The organism is Frigidibacter albus, assembly GCF_009908165.1.
In the GTDB taxonomy this organism is placed as follows: domain Bacteria; phylum Pseudomonadota; class Alphaproteobacteria; order Rhodobacterales; family Rhodobacteraceae; genus Frigidibacter; species Frigidibacter albus.
Map to the genome: position 1 here is coordinate 1 of NZ_JAAAUC010000022.1, position 19,576 is coordinate 19,576.

At 63.6% G+C, this 19,576-nt stretch carries 14 protein-coding genes; 10 read left to right on the forward strand and 4 right to left on the reverse strand.

Annotation, left to right across the window (positions count from 1 at the left end; all coding sequences use genetic code 11):
- Positions 1–124: 124 nt before the first annotated feature.
- The 3 genes from GVY41_RS19450 to GVY41_RS19460 form a co-directional block, all read right to left on the reverse strand.
- Positions 125–886 carry a mechanosensitive ion channel family protein gene (locus GVY41_RS19450; RefSeq protein WP_161348641.1) on the reverse strand — a complete coding sequence of 254 codons (762 nt, stop codon included), beginning with the start codon at positions 884–886 and terminating at the stop codon, positions 125–127.
- A gap of 307 nt (positions 887–1,193) precedes the next feature.
- The gene (locus GVY41_RS19455) at positions 1,194–1,595 is read right to left on the reverse strand and encodes a GreA/GreB family elongation factor (protein WP_161348640.1); all 402 of its coding nucleotides are present in this window, start codon (positions 1,593–1,595) and stop codon (positions 1,194–1,196) included.
- A gap of 274 nt (positions 1,596–1,869) precedes the next feature.
- Positions 1,870–2,421: a LysR family transcriptional regulator gene (locus GVY41_RS19460; protein ID WP_202456139.1), complete on the reverse strand. Its 552-nt coding sequence runs from the start codon at positions 2,419–2,421 to the stop codon at positions 1,870–1,872.
- Positions 2,422–2,517: 96 nt separating this feature from the next.
- Between GVY41_RS19460 and GVY41_RS19465 the strand changes: the two genes are divergently transcribed.
- From GVY41_RS19465 to GVY41_RS19480, 4 genes are all read left to right on the forward strand, one after another.
- Complete coding sequence (locus tag GVY41_RS19465; protein ID WP_161348639.1) at positions 2,518–2,847, forward strand: YybH family protein; 330 nt, start codon at positions 2,518–2,520, stop codon at positions 2,845–2,847.
- Entirely contained in the window at positions 2,844–3,632 is a 789-nt protein-coding gene (locus tag GVY41_RS19470) for an SDR family oxidoreductase (RefSeq protein ID WP_161348638.1), read from the forward strand. Before GVY41_RS19465 ends, GVY41_RS19470 begins: the two co-directional genes overlap by 4 nt.
- A gap of 188 nt (positions 3,633–3,820) precedes the next feature.
- Positions 3,821–4,348: a DNA-3-methyladenine glycosylase I gene (locus tag GVY41_RS19475; RefSeq protein ID WP_229726130.1), complete on the forward strand. Its 528-nt coding sequence runs from the start codon at positions 3,821–3,823 to the stop codon at positions 4,346–4,348.
- Positions 4,349–4,538: 190 nt separating this feature from the next.
- On the forward strand, positions 4,539–5,510 hold the full coding sequence (locus GVY41_RS19480) for a zinc-binding dehydrogenase (protein WP_161348636.1): 972 nt from the start codon (positions 4,539–4,541) through the stop codon (positions 5,508–5,510).
- A 369-nt stretch (positions 5,511–5,879) separates the two neighbouring features.
- On the opposite strand, the gene GVY41_RS19485 is transcribed toward GVY41_RS19480, so the two are convergent.
- Positions 5,880–6,899, reverse strand: coding sequence for a nucleotidyltransferase family protein (locus tag GVY41_RS19485; protein ID WP_161348635.1), 1,020 nt, complete (start codon positions 6,897–6,899; stop codon positions 5,880–5,882).
- A gap of 980 nt (positions 6,900–7,879) precedes the next feature.
- Between GVY41_RS19485 and GVY41_RS19490 the strand changes: the two genes are divergently transcribed.
- The 6 genes from GVY41_RS19490 to GVY41_RS19515 all read left to right on the forward strand — a co-directional run bounded on the left by GVY41_RS19490 (position 7,880) and on the right by GVY41_RS19515 (position 19,455).
- Positions 7,880–11,044, forward strand: a complete 3,165-nt coding sequence (locus tag GVY41_RS19490; protein WP_161348634.1) for an AAA domain-containing protein — start codon at positions 7,880–7,882, stop codon at positions 11,042–11,044.
- A complete protein-coding gene (locus GVY41_RS19495) occupies positions 11,016–12,836 on the forward strand; it encodes a coiled-coil domain-containing protein (RefSeq protein ID WP_161348633.1) in 1,821 nt (606 codons plus the stop codon). The genes GVY41_RS19490 and GVY41_RS19495 overlap by 29 nt, the downstream gene beginning before the upstream one ends.
- Before the next feature lie 23 nt (positions 12,837–12,859).
- Entirely contained in the window at positions 12,860–14,869 is a 2,010-nt protein-coding gene (locus GVY41_RS19500) for an McrB family protein (RefSeq protein WP_161348632.1), read from the forward strand.
- Positions 14,869–16,365: a hypothetical protein gene (locus GVY41_RS19505; protein ID WP_229726128.1), complete on the forward strand. Its 1,497-nt coding sequence runs from the start codon at positions 14,869–14,871 to the stop codon at positions 16,363–16,365. The genes GVY41_RS19500 and GVY41_RS19505 overlap by 1 nt, the downstream gene beginning before the upstream one ends.
- Positions 16,366–16,369: 4 nt before the next feature.
- On the forward strand, positions 16,370–18,748 hold the full coding sequence (locus GVY41_RS19510; RefSeq protein WP_161348631.1) for a hypothetical protein: 2,379 nt from the start codon (positions 16,370–16,372) through the stop codon (positions 18,746–18,748).
- Positions 18,749–19,173: 425 nt separating this feature from the next.
- The gene (locus GVY41_RS19515) at positions 19,174–19,455 is read left to right on the forward strand and encodes a hypothetical protein (RefSeq protein ID WP_161348630.1); all 282 of its coding nucleotides are present in this window, start codon (positions 19,174–19,176) and stop codon (positions 19,453–19,455) included.
- Positions 19,456–19,576: the final 121 nt, after the last annotated feature.

The window sequence follows — 19,576 nt, forward strand, 5'->3', positions numbered from 1 at the left end:
CCCCGGCCTCATGCTCCTGCAAAATGCCGATGATCTGCTCTTCGGTTCGTATCGTTCGCTTCATCGTCCGTCCCTTCCTTGGGGCGGACTCTAGTCACAACTGGAGGAAAAATCCCGTGGCAGGTCAGATCCAGTAACGCAGCGCGTATCGGATCCCCTCGGCCTCGATAGCCTGGATCCGCACGTCAGGCGGGGGCGCAAGGCGGATCAGCGGGCTCTGGAGCAGCGCCGCCCGAAGGGATTTTGCAGCCTCGGCCGCCGGCGTCTCGTGACCAAGCGTGATCTCGAGCTGCGCGCGGAATTCACTGCGAGGGGCACTATAGTTGACGATCCGTTGGCGCGAGATCTGGCTGTTGGGCAGGATCACATAGGTGGAGTCGCGTGTCAGAAGCCGCGTGGTCCGCCATCCGATCTCGATGACCTTACCTTTGGCCAGCCCTTCGATGTCAACCCAGTCACCGATCCGGAACGGCGCCTCCAGCCCCAAAGCGATTCCCGACAGCGTATCGGCAACCACGTTGCGGATGGCAAAGCCGAGCAGGGCAAGGACCACGCCCGAGCCTGCAAGGACACTGCCCGCGCTGTGACCCGTCAGCAGCAAGGCGCTGGCAACGACGGCAATCAGGAAAAAGAGCGCCGTGAGCAGATCGCGAAGCAATTGTGGCACTGGCCGACTGCGGGGCCGCGCTCGCGAGAAAACGTGATCCGCCACCCGGCTCAGCAGCCAGGCCATGCCAAGGTAGGCCGCAATCTTCAGCCCATTGCGCCCGTGCCCGCCGAGCAACTCGACATCCAGACGTGCGCGCACCGCAAAGGCAGTCAGATTCAAGGCGCCCAGCACGCTCAGAAACAGCACGGGTGCAAGCAGCTTGCGAAACCCTCTCATGGCCTTGGCCCAGTCGGCTGTTCCTGTGCGAAGCCGTTCTCGCGCGCGAGGCAGCCCAGCAGCGATTGGCTAGTGGCCCGCGTTCCCGCCCGGTCAAATCCGACTCTGCAAGACGGGCAGCGCCCGGCAGCTGCCCGCGGCACGGCCGCCCCACAGTTGGCGCAGTAAGCTGGAATGGTCCGGAGCATTTTTCTTGCCCTCCTTTTCTTCGTGGTTTGAACAGATGGAGATTCCTGCCGTGCGCAGCGCACGACGGTGCAACCTCCAAAATGATGAGGCCGCGCTCGGCATCCGCCCGCGCCGCCGTTCAGTCGAGGAACTGCGCGCCGAACGAGCTTGGGGGATGGACACCCAGAACCTGCACTTCGCGTGTATTGCCATCACCGTCGACAACCCGCCTGCGCTGACCCACCGCCATTCCCATCAGCGTGACACCCAGAAAGCTACCGACGGACAGCGGTCGGCGCGCGTAGTCGGGGTAGTCCCAGTGATAAAGCAGCCGCGTTTCCGGCGGGCGGCGGTCGACCCTGAAGGTCACATGGACCCTCCCCGTGACGACATCGGCGGCAAGCTCTTCGGTCTCGGTGATGGTGGCATCAAGCAGCGCCTCACGGATCAGTCGGGCGAGCCGTATGAACCGAGGCCCCCCAAGCTCTTCGCAGCGGAGCTTGTGGTCATTCAGCTGCCAGTAATCCTCACGGCTGAGCACTGTGCGGATCGGACCGCGACTGGTAAAGCCGCCCGCACCCGGGCGGCTGGCGCCAAAACGGCACTCGAAAGGATTCTCCGCGCCTCGCGGCCGCGGGGCTTTGATATGGCAACGCATGATTGTTCCTCAACGGACGATGTCCGCCTGACTGACCTTGATCTGGAAAGGTTGAGCCCCGGGAGAAGGCGTCAGCAGGCAACCGCCTCTGCCCGGGGCAGAGTGCGCGTCAGCAGCGAACCAGAGTAAATCCGGAACCTGACTTGATGAGTGACTGTCAGCATGACTTTGACTTAGGTCGTCGCACTGGCGAAAACAAGCTGGCCTCCCGGAAACCAGGAATTGAGCTGGAGTGTCGCCTTTCCGGCACACTAAGATCCAGACTTGCGCTGCGCACGGCTAGATCGAAACCCGCCGCCACGATGTCAACAAGCCGTCCCTCGGTGACGATGTCGATATGAACCTGCGGATAGCGTTGCAGATAGCTCAGGACCAGTGGCGCCATTATCTCGCGGGCTGCCGTTGCGAAGGCGTTGATGCGCAATGTGCCGGACGGCGTCTCTTGCTGGGAGCGCGCGGTATCCATCGCTTTCTGGATGTCCTCGAGCGCTGGCTTGATCTGCACGACGAAAATCCGCCCTGCATAGGTGAGCGAGACGCTACGGGTTGTGCGGTTGAACAATCGCACGGCCAGCTCCCGCTCGAGCTTGCCCACTGCGTTGCTGATTGCCGTGGTCGACATGCCGAGTTCGAGTGCCGCTGCCCGAAACGAGCCGCACCGCACGATGGCCAGGACTGCCTCGAGTTCGATCAGAGAATGGCGTCCCATTGTCCCGCTCTCCGTAACACCCCATCACGATTTGTCTCGATTATCAGGAGGAAAGTCCATCGCTAGATTGGCCTAATGACAGTCAAGGAGATGAACATGTCAGTGGATCTACCCAAGCCAATCGCCGACTATGTCGAAGCGAACGCTCGCCTCGACATTGACGGCATGTTGAAGCCCTTCCTGAGCGACGCTGTCTTCATCGACAACGGCAAGCATTTCGAGGGACAGGCGGCGATCCGCCAGCTTTTCGAGCATGAAGTGATCCCTGTGAAGGCGATCTTCACGCCCGATACTGTTCGGGAAGAAAACGGCGATGTCGTCGTTGAGGGACCCGCCCATGGCGACTTCCCGGGCAGCCCGCTCCGCTTCACTTATCGGTTCACATTGGTGCAAGGCGCCATCAAAACGCTGGAGACTACGGTATGAATATCAAGGTCGATCCCATCGAGTTCGCCGGCAAGCGCGTGCTCGTCAGCGGTGGCACCAAGGGTCTGGGCCGCGCTACCGTCCAGCGTTTCCTGGCCGGCGGAGCCCGCGTCATCACCGCCGCCCGCGCGATCAAAGATCCCATCGAAGGCGTCGATTATGTGCAGGCTGACCTGACGACGGCAGAAGGTAGCCAAGCGCTGGCCACCGCTGCGCTCGAACGTCTGAACGGCATCGACATTCTCGCCCATGTCATCGGTGGCTCGGCTTCGCCTGCGGGTGGCTTCGCCGCGCTGACAGACGACCACTGGCTCGCTGAGCTGAACCTCAATCTGCTCGCGACGGTTCGGCTCGACCGCCTGCTGATCCCCCAGATGCGGGAGCGGGGCGAAGGCACCGTGGTGCATGTCACGTCGATCCAGTCCGTCTTGCCGCTGCCTGAGTCGACGACCGGCTACGCCTCCGCCAAGGCGGCACTGAGGACCTACAGCAAGTCGATCTCGAAGGAACTCGGTCCCAAAGGCGTGCGGGTCAACTCCGTCTCGCCGGGCTGGATCATGACCGATGCCACCGGAGACTTTCTCGAAATGCTTCGGACTGCCAATGGCGGCACGATCGAGGAAGCGCGTCAGGCTGTGCTCGATGTCTTGGGCGGCATCTCGATCGGGCGCGGAGCAGAACCTGAGGAGGTGGCCGACCTCATCGCTTATCTCTCCTCCAGCCGTGCTGCTGCGATCAATGGCGCTGAGTTTGTCATCGATGGCGGCACGATCAGAACCGTTTAAGGGTGGCTTCTCGTCGTCCGCCTTCGCGCGGACGACGAGATTTTTCCTGCCCTTGCCGACGGACGATGCCGTCGCAGGTTGCCTCCACGAAAAGCCGACAAAGGTCGGCGGCGATTGAAAGAGAAGCCCCAACCATGCCTGACACTTCATCCTGTGAGAGATGCAGCTGGGCTCAAGAAGACCCGCTGATGCGGGACTACCATGATGCTGAATGGGGCGTGCCGCAGCGAGACCCACGGATGCTATGGGAAATGCTCATGCTGGAGGGGTTCCAGGCAGGGCTTGCCTGGATCATCATCCTGCGCAAGCGTGAAGCCTTTCGAGCCGCCTTCGCGTATTTCGATCCGGTCAGGGTCGCCGCGTTTGACGAGCGAGATATTGAGCGATTAATGGCGGATCCTGGCATCGTGCGCGCAAGCGCGAAGATCGAAGCCACGATCAGAGGCGCCCAGATCTACTGCGACATGCAGGAGCGCGGCGAGGACTTCTCGGCATTCTGCTGGTCCTTCACGGGCGGCGCACCTATCGTTGGTGACGGTCACAGCTGGGTCGCGAGTTCACCACTGTCAGAGAAAGTCTCGCAAGAATTGAAGCGACGCGGCTTCAAGTTTGTCGGGCCGACCATCACCTACGCGTGGATGCAGGCGGTCGGCATCGTCAACGATCATTCCTTTAGTTGCTTTCGACGGCACTCGGAACTCAAAGCAAAACTCTAGGACGATCCCCCTTCATCAACTGCTGGCGTGCAATCTTGGTCCCAACCGCGCGGGCGCAGGACCAGACCAGCATGCCCGACGCACGCGGACTCCACTTTCATTTCACGCTTGTCGGCGGCGCGATCTGGTTCACCGCCAGTGGATGCCGCCCGTGCAGCACTCAGCTTCAGACCGCCTGAAAGGAACGACCATGTTTGCCGTCTATGCCAAAGAAGCCAATTTCAACGATCCGCTCGCCTCCGTTGTCGTGGGAGAGCGTCCTGACCCAATCGTGCAAGAGGGTTGGGTAAGAGTAAAGGTGACCCATGCCAGCCTCAACCGGCACGACATTTTCACCCTCCGCGGGATGACCTCCCAAGAGGAGCCGATCCCGTTCCCGATGATCCTCGGCAACGACGCAGCAGGATTGCTCGAAGACGGGACGCCCGTCGTGCTCTACCCTGTGATGGGGACAGAGAGCTGGAAGGGCGACGAGACGATCGACCCTCACTGGCACGTCATTAGCGAACTCGTGCCCGGAACAATGGCTGACTGCGTCGCGGTTCCGAAGCGGAACGCGGTGCCTATTCCAGAAGGTCTATCGGCGCTCAACGCATCACTGCTCGGCACAGCCTGGCTCACCGCCTATCGCTCGCTTTTCACCAAATCTCGGTTGATGCCGGGCCAGACACTTTTGGTCCAAGGCGCTTCGGGTGGCATGTCGACCGCACTCATCCAGATGGGTCGGGCAGCGGGCTTTGAAGTGTGGGTCACGACCCGCAATGATGAAGGGGCAGCAATCGCCGAACGTCTCGGCGCCAACCGGATATTCCGGCATGGCGATGCCCTGCCACGCAGTGTTGATGCGGTCGTTGACAATATAGGGGCTGCGACGTGGGCAGACAGCCTGAAAGCTGTCAAACGGGGCGGCGTCCTGGTGATCAATGGCATCACGACAGGCCACACTGCCGAGACCGATCTGCTGCGCATCTTTGTCGAACAGATCGACATCCGCGGAACCATCATGGGCACGCTCGAAGAAATGAAGGCCATGATGCAATTCGTCATCAGGAACAACATCACGCCCGAAGTCGGAGCGGTCGTGCCGATGACTGAAGCCCGCGAAGCGATCCGCAAAATGATCGAGGGTCGCACCCGGGGCAAGACCGTGTTCACACGATGACATGATCTCCATGGATGCGCTCGGCTGCATCCCGATCGGCCGCCGCGCCAACCGGATGCGGTGGCCGAAGTTATCGTTCGGGCGTCGGAAAGCGCGTCGGTAGCGCACCGTTGAGAATGCTGAGCGAGAGGTGGGCAGAAGGATTGCCCGTCTCTCGCAACTTCGGCGGTCAGGCAAGGCCGCTTTTCACGTCAAGTGCGCGCAACCCGAGGCTGCGTCAATGTCTGATCACCGCCCTGCACAGCGCGGGGTGCGGAGCTCGCTGCGTCGCAAACGGACGTCCGCTTTCTAGGTATCGCCGCAACTGCCATGCCGCGGCCCCGTCAGACCGCTCTCCGCCCTTTCCGTCGCCGGGCAGCTTGCGCTTCCCTACATCAGTCCACGCAGCACTGCCGCGCTCTCCGGCATCCGTGCCAGTGTCGCCTCCAACCGTTCGCGCCAGCGCGGGCCGCGAGACAGGGCATCCTCGAATGCTTCGGCAAGGTCATCGGGTCGGTCCTGGGCAAGGACCGAGATCAGGAACGCCGCCTGTCCCCGATCCTTCCGAGCCTTTGCCTGATCAGGCCCGCCATGACGCCGATCCGCGACGATCAGCTTGTGGATCGCAAACCGCTCCGGCCGCGGGATCCTCACCAGGATGCCGGAGCGATAGAGGGCAACCGCCGGGATGGGTTCCGCGATCAGGAAGTTCAGGTAGTTGAGGGCCTGCGCGCTGACCTTGAGTGCCGGGAGGGGCTTGACCCCTTCATCGCCGAAGGCGGGAGTGAGGAACTCGACCATCGCCTCGCCCCGGTTCTGCCGCCATTTCCAGATCTGGCGATCCTGCACACCCGGAACAGGATCGAACTTGAGCGCCTGCAGGATCTCGCCCGGACTTTCCTCCACACGGTCACCGAGCGCAACCGACAGGCGCTGGAAGCTGGCGAAATCAATGTCCCCGGTCTGGGCGAGCTCGTCGGAATCGAACCTCACGCCGAGCTCTCCCTGGTAGAGGGCATAGGCGGCGGTGCCCACGAGGGTTCCTCCAAGCCGGAAGACCCCGGCGCGTGCGAAGGCCAGGAGCAGGGAGCCGGTATCGCGATCCGTCCCGATCAGCCCCTCGGCGCGCAGGACGCGGGCCAGCCGCGCCATCGTCTTCTTACGCTCCTCGCCCTGAGCCTTCAGCTCTGTGGCACGTGCCAGACGCGTGCGCAGCTCGGGGGTGCCTTCGCCCAGGTAACGGCTCTTCATCTCGGTGCCGAGGCGGAATTTGTCGTAGAGGTAGGCGCGCCCGTTGCGAGAGCGCTCCTCGATGCTGCCGATCAGTTCGGAGGCCACCTCGTCAAGGTGCAGGCGCAAGAGGTCTTGGTAGGCCACCTGTGCGGCGCGGGAATGGGAAACTGCGGTCATCGTGGGCACCTGAACTGTGTGCATCAAGTATGAGACTGCTGCAGGCAGACGCAAGAGTGCAGCGTTTATAAATTTGCTGCACATAGTCCTGTTCGTGGGTCGAAGTCGCCTCCGATTGGGAGCCGCTGTCACAGCGCGGGTGAAATTGCCGAGAAGCAGGCGAGATCAATCAGCTACCAGATCGTGGACGACGCAGGAGCAGGATGAAGGCCGTGCTTCAAAAGCTACATTATGGGCAGCGCTGATGCCGCCTTATTTTACTTTAATGCACTGCAGCGTCGCAGGCCAGGCTGCTTCGCGCCACCGGCGATCCCACTGGGTCGGAGGTTCCTGTGGTGTCTTCTAGACCCAATCCGACCCAAGAACGCGCCATGGCCCGCCGGGCAAAGTCCATCGAAGGGGCCGCGCGCCGATCGCCCAGGTAAACCGATGCGCAAGCACGGCGAGCGGTCCGCTGATGGCGTGCCGCCGCGCGGCTTCACACGAACGCTGCTTCGTGACTGCGCGCAGCACCTCGTGATCATTGAATGGCTGCTGCGCGGGGCGGGGTGGTAACTTCCAACATGACCGTCCTCCTTTGTAGATCCTCGCAGACCCACCCTGGCATATCGATGTCCTCAAGGCGGTCACATTATCAGAGCTTTCCTGAACGCTGACATGGTCCATGTTCAGGATCTTCGCTCGCGAAAACGGGGCTAGGTGACCGCATCTGTCACCCAAATGGCGCTATTGCGAACAGTGATTCCCAAATCGGGCGGCAGCAACAATCGGCAAGGGAATCGCGGCGGAAGTCAGGTATCCCCTACCTGGGCATCGGCTGGCAATGTCTTGCCCATTGCAACTGTGTCGGCCATTCATGGTCTGTGAGGAAAGCTTCCGAAGCGGGGATGGGCGGCTGAGACCAACCACATGTGGCTGAAATACTACCGAAACTCGCTTTGCGGCGGGGCAAACACGAGACTTGGGGAAGACGGTCGAGGATGTCCATCGTTCAACGCACCGTTGAAGCGTTCCCGCGTGGGCGGACGACCGAAGAACTTGTAGTCCTGCTGGGCGCGGCGTTCGATGAAGGCAAGCGCCGCGCCATCGTGGCGGAACTTCAGGTCTTGTCGCAGTCCGGTGTGATCCGCCTGGAACGGAATGGAAGATGGAAGCCGGTTGCGGTTCCCGTCCCTCGGGGAGCGCAGCAGGTCGGCCCGCCGGCGCCCGCTGCGACTCCACGCGAAGAAAACGTCCTGCTCGCCGTGCCCGGGTCGATCGCCAGTGAGCCCGCACCAGCAATCGGAGACAACGGCGAAGACGAGTCGGCGGCTGCGGTCGACCCGCATGCGCTCCTGCGTTACTGGCGGTCGGCCCTCCGGTCGGATCCGCGAGGAGCCATCACGCAGATGCCCGACCGCCACGGGGCGCAATGGGTTCTCGCGACGGGAACCGGACCTCTGACACCGGGTGACGATTCCCGGCGCACCCTGAGCTTCCAACTTGACTCCCTCCCAGCGGAGTTTCGGCAGGCGCTGTTGCGGCGCGAGGCCAACGAGATGACGCTCGCAGTCGGTTGGCCGATCATGGTCGGCCGGAAATCCGGTGTGCCAGTGATCTGGCCGGTGGGGCTTTTGGCCGCGGAATGGTCCCGGACCGGGGGCACGTTGCGCGTCGCCATCGAGGCGGACGATGTTCTGGTCAATCCCGATTGGTTGGAGGGCGCCGCAAGGACGGCCGGTTGGCGCAGGTCGGAGCTGTCGGAGGTATTCGACGCGACAGACGGGGTTGGATTGCGGGCCGAGGATTTCTTGAACCGGCTGCGCGAAGCTGCGGCTGGGCATCTTCGCGGCCGGGTCAATGGGCTGCAGATGGCGGCGCAGATCGATCTGTCGGCGGGAGGGATCTACGACATCGCCGCCCTGTTCCTTCCGACCGAGTCCACCTTCACCGCCGGGGCGGTGCGGGACCTCGATGCGATCGGAAGCTGGCCACTCGACCGCCTGGGACGCACGGCGCTTGCTCCGGTTCTCGGCCTTCCGCCTGCCTTCGCGGGGGTCGCGCCGCACGATGTCAACGTCGGCTCCCTGAATGCCGAGCAGATCGAAGCGGTTCGTCATGCCTGCAACGCCCCGCTGACGGTCGTGACCGGACCACCCGGCACGGGCAAAAGCCAGGCGATCGTGTCAATGGCGGCATCTGTGCTGCTTCATGGCGGCACCGTGCTTGTCGCCTCGAAGAACCATCAGGCCTTGGACGCCGTCGAGGAACGGCTCGGGGGCCTCGCCCCTGATCTTCCCTTCCTTGTCCGCACCCTCGACCCAATTCGCGGCGTCGACAAGTCGGCGGAACAGGTGCTCGACGACCTGCTGAACGAGACCAGTCCTCGTGCGCGTCCGCTGGACCCGGAGCTTGTGGGCCAAGCGGCCTCCCTCTCGCTGGCTAGGCGCAGGTCCATGGAAACGATCCGGCGACGGGCGGACCTGGAATGCGAGATCGCGGCGCTGGTGGAGCGGATCGCGGCGAGGGAACGTTTCGCGGCAGGCGATGACCGCCCGGCTGAAGCCGTGGACGCCACACCGGGATTTGTTGTCCGCCTTTATCGCGCCATCTTAGCCTTGTTCTGGGGGCTCAAGACGACCCCGGCGAAAGATCAGCGCGGCGCCTTGACCGAAGGCGCACCCTTGTCGGCCCTGAGGGCGCGACTTGATGCACTGCGCCTGGAACGTGATGCGCTTCCTGCCGATGGCGACCCTGTCAGGTTGACCGCGGAAATCATGGAGCTCGTGACCGCCATCCTTCCGTCGGCATTGTCAGGACGCGTCGCCCTGCGCGAGGACGAGCGACAGAAGCTGGATGCGGCCCGCGCCGACCACCAGTTCCACGGGGAACGCGCTTTTCCGTCGGATCTGGCACGGGCTGTCCTGCAACATCGCCCACTCTGGTTGGCGTCCGTGCTGGGCACGCCAAAGCGGCTCCCCCTCGGTGACGCTCTGTTCGACCTCGTCATCTTCGACGAAGCAAGCCAGTGCGACATCGCTTCGGCCCTGCCGCTTTTCGCCAGAGCAAAGCGCGCAGTGGTCGTCGGCGATGACCGCCAGCTCAGCTTCATCCCTCAGTTGGGTCAGGCGCAGGATCGCAACCTGATGAAGGCTCAGGGGCTGCCCACGGCCGGAATGGGACGCTTCGCCCAGAGCCGGCAGTCCCTCTTCGACTTCGCGAAGCGGGTGCCCGGTGTGCCGCGCGTGCTTCTGCGGCACCAGTATCGTTCGGCGGGACCTATCGTCGATTACATCAGCGAAACCTTTTACGGCGGGCAGCTGACCACCTCCTACGATCCGACGACGATCCGCTCGCCCCGGGACCAGAAGCCGGGAATTGCGTGGACCCATGTTCCCGGGCCCTCGTTCGCGCAGCAGGGCAACGTGAACCCGGCAGAAGCCGAGGCGATCGCGGCCCACGTCCGGCTTTTGCTGGTTGAGCAGGGATACGCAGGCAGCGTCGGCGTCATCTCTCCCTTCCGTCCGCAGGTGCAGGCGATAGAAGCTGCGGTGCGGCGCGTGGTGCCTGTCCAGAAGCTTGAGGGCGCCGAGCTTCGCGTCGCGACCGTCGACGGGTTCCAAGGACATGAGCGGGATGTGATCCTGTTCTCGCCCTGCCTCTCCGCGAACAGCGCACTGTCGGCTGTTACCTTCGTGCAGAAGGACCTCCGCCGACTGAACGTTGCCATCTCCCGCGCCCGGGCCGTCGCACATGTGTTCGGCGATCTGGACTATGCGCGCTCTGCGAAGGTGCGGGCCTTGGCGCGGCTTGCCGCCGTGGCGACCGAACCCCGCCGCACTGTTGGCGAAGGCGTCTTCGACAGCGAGTGGGAACGACGGGTGTTCCATGCTCTGACGGACCGCGGGCTCGATCCCAAGCCGCAGCATGAGATCGCGGGACGGCGCCTCGACTTTGCCCTCTTTGGCAAGTCTGGGGTGATGCTGGACCTCGAGGTCGACGGACGCCACTGGCACCAGGACGCCGACGGACGCCGCAAGATGTCCGACCACTGGCGCGACCACCAATTGCAATCCCTTGGCTGGCGGGTGCGCCGGTTCTGGGTCGATGAACTTTCAAAGGATATGGAGGCCTGCCTTGACCTCGTCGAACGAGACCTTTCGTAGATCGCGCGTGTTCAGCTACCTCGCCGGGGGCCTTACCGCGTTGGGCCTCGGCGGCATCGGCGTGCTGGTGTTCCAGGTGAACGACCTCAGCGAGCGGTATGGGCAGATCGAGCGCGACATCGATCACTATTCCGGCCAGCGCGACCAGTTGCGGCAGCAGCGTGAGGAGCTTGCGCAGGAAAACGCGATCCTTCAGGCCAACCTGCAGGGCGCCAATGACGAGCGTCGCAGGGCGGAGCAGAGCCGCGCTGAGGCGTCGCAAGCCGAGGCTGCTGCCCTTGCGGCCCGGGATGCCGCGCAGGGTCAACTGGAGGGCCTGCAAGAGCGCGAAGCTGCAGCGCGAGAGGCAATCGCAAATGCGGACAAAGAGCGCGATCGGATCAGGTCTCTGACATCGCAGCGGGAGGAACTCGCTCGCTCGGTCGCAGCCCTAGATCGCGAGAAGGGGCAACTTGAGCAGACCGTCTCGGCTTTGCGGTCCGATAACGCGGCGCTTCAGGATACCGTCGATGAGCTTGAGCGGCAGCAGGAAACGGCCCGCACCACAGTGCAAGGATTGCAGGTGGAAACCGAGGAACTTCAGGCCCTTCAGGCGAGGGTAGAGGCGCTGAGGGCGGAAGAGGCCGACCTGAACCGAAGGATCGCAGATGGCCGTCAAAAGTCGGAAACGCTTGTCTCTTCCGCGACTGACGCTAAGGCCCGGCTCGAAGAGCTCCAGGCGCAGGTCGCCGCCGAAACGCAGGCGCGCGACGCCGCCGCACGGGAGCGCGGTGTCGCGGAAGGCCTACTGGCTAGCGTCAGAGCGCAAGTGGACGCGCTTACGCGCCAGCAGGGCGATCTGCAGCGGGAGGCCGATGCGGCAGCGGAGCTTCTCCGCCAGTCCGAACAGAGCCGTCAGGCCGCCGATGCCGCCCGGCAGCAGGCAGAATTGGCATTGAACGCAGCCCGCCAGTCCCTCCAGCCACTTCAGGCGGAACGGGACGCAGCGCAGGCCTCTCGTGATCAGGCGCAGGCTGAACTTGCCGGGATCCAGAGCGACATGGAACGCGGCCGCGCGGTCCTTGCGGATGTCGCACAGGCGCGGAGCGAGATTGCGACGCTGACGGGCCAGCGCGATGCCCTGGCTGCTGAAGTGGAGCGCCAGGAGGCCGCGAACGGCGTCTTGGAGGCTGACCTTGCCAACGCGGCCACCGATCTGGCGCGGGCACGCGAAAATGTCGCGGCGCTTGCGGGACGTGCCGGAGCCGCAGAGGCTGCCGAGGCAGCCGCGGCCGCTCGGCTTGCGGCCATCGAAGCCCAGATCGATCAGGCCGATGCGCGTGCCAATGAGGCGAATGCTGCATCGGCCGCGGCGCGACAGGCTCTGGCTTCGGTAACCGCCCAACAGGAGCAGGCTGTCTCGGCGCGCACCGCCGCAGAAGATGAACTGACCAGGCTTGACGGAGAGCTCGATCGCAGACGCTCTGCCCTTGCAGAGGTTGAAGCTGCGGAGGCGCGTATCGCGGGCCTCGCCGCGCGCGACCAGGAATTGACCCAGGCAGTCACGCAACGCCGTCAGGAACTTGCGGGCATCGAAGCCAACCTCGCCGGCATGCGTCGAGAGGTGGCATCCGCGAACCATGAGTTGGCGAAGTTGGCCGCGCAACGCGCTGGTCTTGCGTCAGCTATCCAAGAGGCCGAAGCACGGGCAGCCACTGCCCCGGTCGAGGCGCCGGAAATGGCGGCACAGACTGAGCCGACGCCGCCTGCGTCACCGGCCCAGCCGACCATCACGCCCGTTGTCCAGCCATAACCAGTATCGGAAGGATGTCATTCATGCTGACCGGAAGCCCCCTCCTCGTCTTGATCGTCGCTGGTGTCTTGGCTTTTCTCGCAATCGTCCAGTTCTGGCTGGCGACACGGCATGATCATGCCGTCTCGATCCAGGGGCCCTTGGAAGAGGAACGGGCGATCTTCGCCCGGATCGCTGAGAAGCGCGCGACTCTGACCGATATCGAGCTCGATCTACAGAAACGCCGCGAAGCCCTCGCCGTCGTGTCCGATATCCAGTCCGAAGTGGATTCACTGACCCGAAAGCGGGATCAGCTTCTCGACGAATGGGCTCAGAGCGAGGAGCGCCGCAACGAAGTTCAGACGATTCGCCGGGAGATCGAGGAAGCCCAGATCGACAAGCTGCGGCTTGATGCCGAACTGGCGGCGGCAAAGGCCGAGCATGATGAGGTCCGGGATCGTCTTGCCCGGGCCGAACGTCTGTTGGACCAGGTCGATGCGATGAAGGAGGAGCATTCGGAGCTGACCGCGAAGATCGAGGAACTGCGTCCGGAACTGCGCCGACTGGAAGAGGCACAGGAGCGAGTCGATCGCCTGGCCGAACAAGCTCGAATTCTGGAAGCCGACATGGCCAGGCTGGAGGGCGCGACCGCGTCCCGTCAGGGACAGCTCGCCGAAATGGAAGAAGCCGCCCGCTCTGGCCGCGCGGCGGTTGCAGGTATTCAGGAAGATCTGACCCGAGCCCAGGCGCAGCTTGCCGCCGCAGACGTCGAGCGCAAGGCGTTGGACGCCCAAATCTCCCGGCTGAAGGACACCCGCGCCGCTTTGGAAGCGCGCATCGCCGTTCTCGAAGACAAGATCAAAGTGACGGCCGGTGGCGCGGCAGGCGAGGACCCCTTGCGCGAACTCAAGACCGAGCCGCAGGTCGTCAGCGTCCTGCGCAGCTGGAAAGAAGCCGGGGTCATGGAGGAGAACGACGCTCTGCATCGGGTGCAATTGCACTTCCAGGCTACCGGCCTGACCTACCCCGAACGGACCCTCCGCGCCTTCCACACGGCCATGAAGGTCAACGAGAGCACGCAGATGGCCGTGCTTGCGGGGATCTCCGGCACCGGGAAAAGCCAGCTGCCCCGTCAATATGCAGCAGGGATGGGCATCGGATTCCTGCAGGTTCCGGTTCAACCGCGGTGGGACAGCCCGCAGGACCTGATGGGATTCTACAACTACGTGGAAGGCCGTTTCCGGCCCACCGACATGGCACGGGCACTTTGGGCGTTGGACGAGGTGAACAACCCCGAGGGAGCCTTGCGCGACCGGATGCTGATGATCCTGCTGGACGAGATGAACCTGGCGCGGGTCGAGTATTACTTTTCAGACTTCCTGAGCCGCCTGGAAAGCCGTCCTGCGGGAGCCGAGGTCGGTGATCGGGCACGCCGGAAGGATGCAGAAATCGAACTCGAGATACCCACGCCGGATGGCAAGGTCCCCCGGATCTTCCCCGGCTACAACCTCCTGTTCGCCGGGACCATGAACGAGGATGAATCCACGCAATCCCTTTCGGACAAGGTGGTTGACCGCGCGAACGTGATCCGGTTCGCCGCGCCGAAACAGATCGTCCGCAGCACCACAAAGGGCCAGCGACCGCCGACCGAGGCGCTGCGGCGGAGTGTATGGGAACGATGGTCGAAGGCAAAGCGGACCGATGAAGAGCGTGAGACCACGCAGGCCAAGATCGAACAGATGGTGGGTTTGATGAGGGACCTTGGCCGTCCCTTCGGCCATCGTCTTGGCCGCGCGATGCTGGCTTACGTGGATCGCTATCCGGTCACGGAAGGCGTGCCCAACGTTGTCAATCATGCCCTCGCTGATCAGGTCGAGATGCGGCTGTTGCCGAAGCTTCGGGGCGTTGAGGTTGAAGCGAAGTCCCAAGAGCTTGCCAGGCTTCAATCCTTTGTTGCGGTTCTGGGCGACGATCCTCTTGCAGACGCCATCGGGCAATCGGTCGAGGCTGCGGCGGCGACGGGACAGTTCGTTTGGCAGGGGGTCACCCGCTGATGAAGCGGCTGGTGCGTCCCTGGTCGATGAGAGAGGTGGACGTCGGGATTCCCTACGGACCCGCCGCCTGTCTGGTCAGCGAAACCGGCGCGGACGTGCCGAGGGGCCTTGAGCATGCCGAGCTTATGGCAGGTGCATACAGAGGCGAGGCCAGAAAGCTGCTCCTGCACCCCTATCCGAAGCGTGGCCTGGGCGTGAACCCTCTGCGCGCGGATTTTCCGATCCGCCCGCCGCTCAATCGCGAGCCCAAGACAGAGGATGAAGAGTTCGCTGCAGACACGCTGAGGCGGATGAACGAGGTTCTGGCCCGGATACAGGAGCTGGAGGATGCCCTCGACGACCCGGTCAGCCTTTGGCCGCGCCTGCGCGACGCATGGAAGCGAGCCGAAAACGAGGCCGATCCGCGGATGGCGGAAATAGTCAAGCAGTCGCGTGAGATCGGGCCGGTCCTGCAGGACCTCGAACATCGAATTCGCCGTGTCTTGCGCCGGACGCGTGAACTGACGCCCCTGAATCGCGTGCAGGAAATGGACCGCGCTTCAATGCTCTGGCTCAGCCGCCAGCCTGGTCGGACGGTGGCGGAGCGGGCGGGTCCAGCACAGCGCATCCTGTCCACGGTCAGATACGAGAACTTCGACACCCTCGAGAACCGGGTGTTCCATGCCTATGTCAAGCTTGCCGCCCTTGTGGCGCGAGAGTGGCAGAGGGAACATCGGCGCGCGCAGGGCAGTGACCGCTTCCGGATGGTGGATGGTTTCCGCCTTAGGTGCCGAGCCATCGCGCGGGACCTGGACGATCTGGGCGTCGGTGTCGCCGATGCCGGTGTCACGCCAAACTATGTCCTGATGCAGGACAAGGGCTATCGCACCGTGCGCCTCGCCTGGGAGCGACTGCTGCGCCGCGAGCGCATCCTGGATGATCTCTGGGCTTGGCAGGCACAGACATGGACGGATTTCGCGGTCCTGGCGATCGTTCTGGCGATCGATGAACTGGAGGAGGCGCGGCTCATCGCGCAATCGCCCATCGTCTGGCGACAGGAGGCGGTAACGGGGCGATGGTTCGACCAGGACCGCCCTCTGGCGGTGTTCTGGCTGGAGGAGACAAGGCGCATTGTCGAGGTCCAAGCTCGGCCAGAAAAGCCCGGAGCCCTCCTGACACTCGCGCGAGCCCACGTCTCCGTTCGGATCACCGATCCTTCCCGGTCCGACGTGCCGCGGCGCATCGCGGTGTGGACGCCCCACGCCATGGAACGGCTGGATATTCAGGATGCGGTCGATGGTGCGGCCACGACGCTTGCCGAGATCGCCCAGATCGCTTCGAACGAGGTCATGCGCGATGGACTGATCCTGACGCCTGCACAGGACAAGCCGGAACATGCGATCAGTTCCAAAGGAAAGGCACGCGTAGACGCCATCGCCTTCGATGCATCGGGCGACAGCCTCCGCCTCGGCATGGAGGCGCTGAGGGATTTCATTCGTCGCGACATCTGGCGGTGATCGGATGAGCAACCGAAAGCTCTGCGGCTACGACGTGAATGGCTGGCGCGATGGCGTCGCCCGCAACTGGGTTGCGCGACCTGGAGACGAAGAGGAAATCGGTGTCCTGCGGATCGTCGAAGGTGCAGTCCTACCCGAGGTCGTGAGGGCCGGCGATGAGAAGGCCGAGCGCTGGATCGGCGGGGCACAGGCGGATTTGGCCCCGCACGGCCGCGGCGGCGGATGGGGCAAGTTCGGCACGCTGGATCGACGCCGAACTGTCGGGTCTCTGATCCGTGACGAGGAAACGGCACCCGAGATGCTGGCGGCAGCGTTCACGGGCCTCGCCCAAGGTGCCAGCCACTCGGTGGTGGCCATCGAGGATACAGATCGGACCACCGAACCAATGCAGGAGCGTCTGTTTGCCGCCTTGGCCAGCGCCCGTGCCGGTAAATCCCTGCTCGTGTGGCGGTCGGTCTTGTCCGTGCTGCATGCGCTGAACACGGGAATGCTTAAGGACGCTGCCCGCGATGGCGCCCGCATTGGCATCATCGGTCATGTCTCCGACGGTTTCTCCATCCAGACCCTCCGCATCCGGGCCGAGCTACGCGGGGCCCACGAGCATCTTTCACCGGAGCGACGTCAGGTCGGAGACTGCGTCGCATCTCAGTTGGGATATGCTGGCCTTGTCGAGGCTGCATCGGCGCAGGTCATGTCTCTCGCGCCCACCAGCCGTTCGGAGCACTTCAAGTCGGCCCGTTCGATCGGACGACTTGCTTTCGGCCTCAAGACGACGCCGGAGCCCTTGCGTCAGGCGAACGGGGACTGGGACATCCTGATCCCGCCAAATGCCCTGGCTGTGCCCGTGTCGAAGCTGCCCGGGCGTTGCATGACGTTGCTGGAAGGCTGCGACTTGGTCCTGTTCGAGAGCCTCACCGAGGGAGCTGTGCGGAACGAACTGTTACGGCATCTGCAGGCCGCTCTGACCGTGCCCCTCACCCCGCTTCCGGCGACGGCAGTCGCCAAGGGCGCTCTTCTCGCCGCAGAGCGGCACGCTGCCGGTCAGACCGTTTATCTCGACTTCCTTCCCCGCATTGCGACCATCGTGCAGGGAGCCGAGGGTGCCTTGAGCTACGATCTGATTGGTGACGCCGAGACCCTGCCGGCAGGCAGCCTCTACAGAAGCCCAAGACCCGCCCGCTTCGCCTTGATGGCGGGGCAGGAGAGGTTTCAGGTCTATCTGCGCAAGGAAACCCACACCAAACCACGCAAGGCAGTTATCGAGGTCGGGGTCCAGTCGCAGCAGTCCGCGCCGGTCGATCTCTGGGTGGAGCAGGTGCCGGCGGCTGGACGCGCCAAGATCCTGATGCAGGCTCCGACCTTGTCCCGGCAGTTCACGGTGGATTGGGATGCCGCAGAGGTCCAGGACAGGACGTGGGACGAGCTTCTCGAAGACCTTGCAACGCCGCCTGCCACGATTCCGAAGCGGCTTGTCCTCCCCTGCGGCATGCACGCATGGGAGAATAGCCCGAAAGGCCCGGGTCTGATCGCCTTGCTCGACCAGAATGCAAGGAAGGCAGGACCCGATTGGGCTGAGCTCGCGACAAAGCTGGCGGCGCGACCGTTTGGTCAGTATTGCATTTCCAGTGACGGGCAGGTGCCGGCCGAGGCGCCGGACGGGGCGCTCGAGCAACTCGAAGATCTGACGCAGCGCGCCCTCATTACGGTCCAGCGGATGGCCAGCGGCGCCGTCGCGCCCCATACCGCGCCCCTGAAGTTCCTGACCTGGCAATTCCGGCGCTGCCCGAATGAAGTTGCAACACTTCTCCTGGATGCGTGGGACGCCCGCGCCCACGGTCAGACCCATGCGTTCGCCACCTCCGCGGCGGCGTGGGTGCTCATCCGTCAGGGGCTCGGGCGTATCGTCAAGGATGCGGATCAGGAGAGCCGGGCTCTTGCCCTCCTGCTCCAGAGGCCAATGGATGCATGGTCGTGGCGCGAAGAAACAGCCGCCGCCGCGTTCCTGCTTTCCCGCTCCGACACGTGTCCTTTATCGCTTGAACGGGCGGAGGTGGATCTCCTTGGGAGGCGAGTGATCAGGGAGTTCAAAGAAAGCGTGGGAACCGAATACACCAGGTTCAACTACGCGCCATTCCTGCTTGTCGGCCTCCTGCGATGGCGCCTGAAATCGTCGCGTGCCATTGTCGCAGGCCATGATCGGCTTGCCGACGAGTTCATCAGCGTCGTCGAACAGGCAATCGGCGACATTTCGCAGCGCGCGGGGCGCGTGCCGAAGCTCAAGCAGGTCGCCGAAAGATGGCTCCCGATCCTATCCAAGACTCTTGATGAACTTCGCGGATCAGGAAGGGATCCGGATCTTCTGGCCGCCATTTATGATGCATGAAGGGTATTGGCAGACGTCGTTGCGCAACTCAGGGCCGAGGTGCGACTTCCCTTTCCTTCCATTTCTGTCCGGCCAACGGACGGTCTCGGTGGTGCCGAATGCAATGAAGCGGCTAATGAGCGGCTCCTGCGCTGACCGGTTGGCCAGGCCTTGTCGGGCGCCTCGGCAAGGTCGCGGCGGCGGTCAACATCAGAAATGCCGGGTTACCCCGGTCCTTCGGGGCCCTGGCGCCCGGGCAGGGAGCGGCCATGGCAGAGGGTTTCAGGCAGAGCCGGCTCACCAGATGTGGCTGAAGCGGGCCATGAGCTTGCCGATGCAGATATCGCCCGCTATCCTCGGAGATCGCAAGCAGCAGCAATGCCATCCCTGCACACAGACGATGCGGCAGAGCCCAGATGTCACAGGTTTAAATGAAGCGCCCGACGTTGGACGATCTGCAGCGCGAGCAGGAAAACTTTATCGGCCCGCCCAAACCGCCCCGCGGACCGAAGTTTGCTCGAGCCCTTTCCGAAAGTGAAGGGCTATACCTCGATGCAATCCTCACGATCCATGTGTTCCGCGCCGCACTTGAAGATGATCAACCGATCGATCCCGAGCGGCTGCCCGACAGGCTTGTCGAAGCCATAGAGAAGCAAGGCGGCGCTAGCAGCATGCCCATTGTCGAGGGTCGTCCCCACTACAGCGCAGCCGACGTCCTGAAGGCGTAAGCGTCCGGTCCGACCGCTCTGCCGCGGGGTGAGAGAGGCGGATAGTGTCCACCATCGATAGTGGACACTATGGTGATGGCGTGGCGCGTCGGACGAAGCGTCTTTGGACGGATGAGGAGAA

Bases quoted from the DNA above. Each gene is read 5' to 3' on its own strand.
- GVY41_RS19450 (WP_161348641.1), bottom strand. From the start codon at position 886: ATGAGAGGGTTTCGCAAGCTGCTTGCACCCGTGCTGTTTCTGAGCGTG.
- GVY41_RS19460 (WP_202456139.1), bottom strand. From the start codon at position 2,421: ATGGGACGCCATTCTCTGATCGAACTCGAGGCAGTCCTGGCCATCGTG.
- GVY41_RS19465 (WP_161348639.1), top strand. From the start codon at position 2,518: ATGTCAGTGGATCTACCCAAGCCAATCGCCGACTATGTCGAAGCGAAC.
- GVY41_RS19470 (WP_161348638.1), top strand. From the start codon at position 2,844: ATGAATATCAAGGTCGATCCCATCGAGTTCGCCGGCAAGCGCGTGCTC.
- GVY41_RS19475 (WP_229726130.1), top strand. From the start codon at position 3,821: ATGCGGGACTACCATGATGCTGAATGGGGCGTGCCGCAGCGAGACCCA.
- GVY41_RS19480 (WP_161348636.1), top strand. From the start codon at position 4,539: ATGTTTGCCGTCTATGCCAAAGAAGCCAATTTCAACGATCCGCTCGCC.
- GVY41_RS19485 (WP_161348635.1), bottom strand. From the start codon at position 6,899: ATGACCGCAGTTTCCCATTCCCGCGCCGCACAGGTGGCCTACCAAGAC.
- GVY41_RS19490 (WP_161348634.1), top strand. From the start codon at position 7,880: ATGTCCATCGTTCAACGCACCGTTGAAGCGTTCCCGCGTGGGCGGACG.
- GVY41_RS19500 (WP_161348632.1), top strand. From the start codon at position 12,860: ATGCTGACCGGAAGCCCCCTCCTCGTCTTGATCGTCGCTGGTGTCTTG.
- GVY41_RS19505 (WP_229726128.1), top strand. From the start codon at position 14,869: ATGAAGCGGCTGGTGCGTCCCTGGTCGATGAGAGAGGTGGACGTCGGG.
- GVY41_RS19510 (WP_161348631.1), top strand. From the start codon at position 16,370: ATGAGCAACCGAAAGCTCTGCGGCTACGACGTGAATGGCTGGCGCGAT.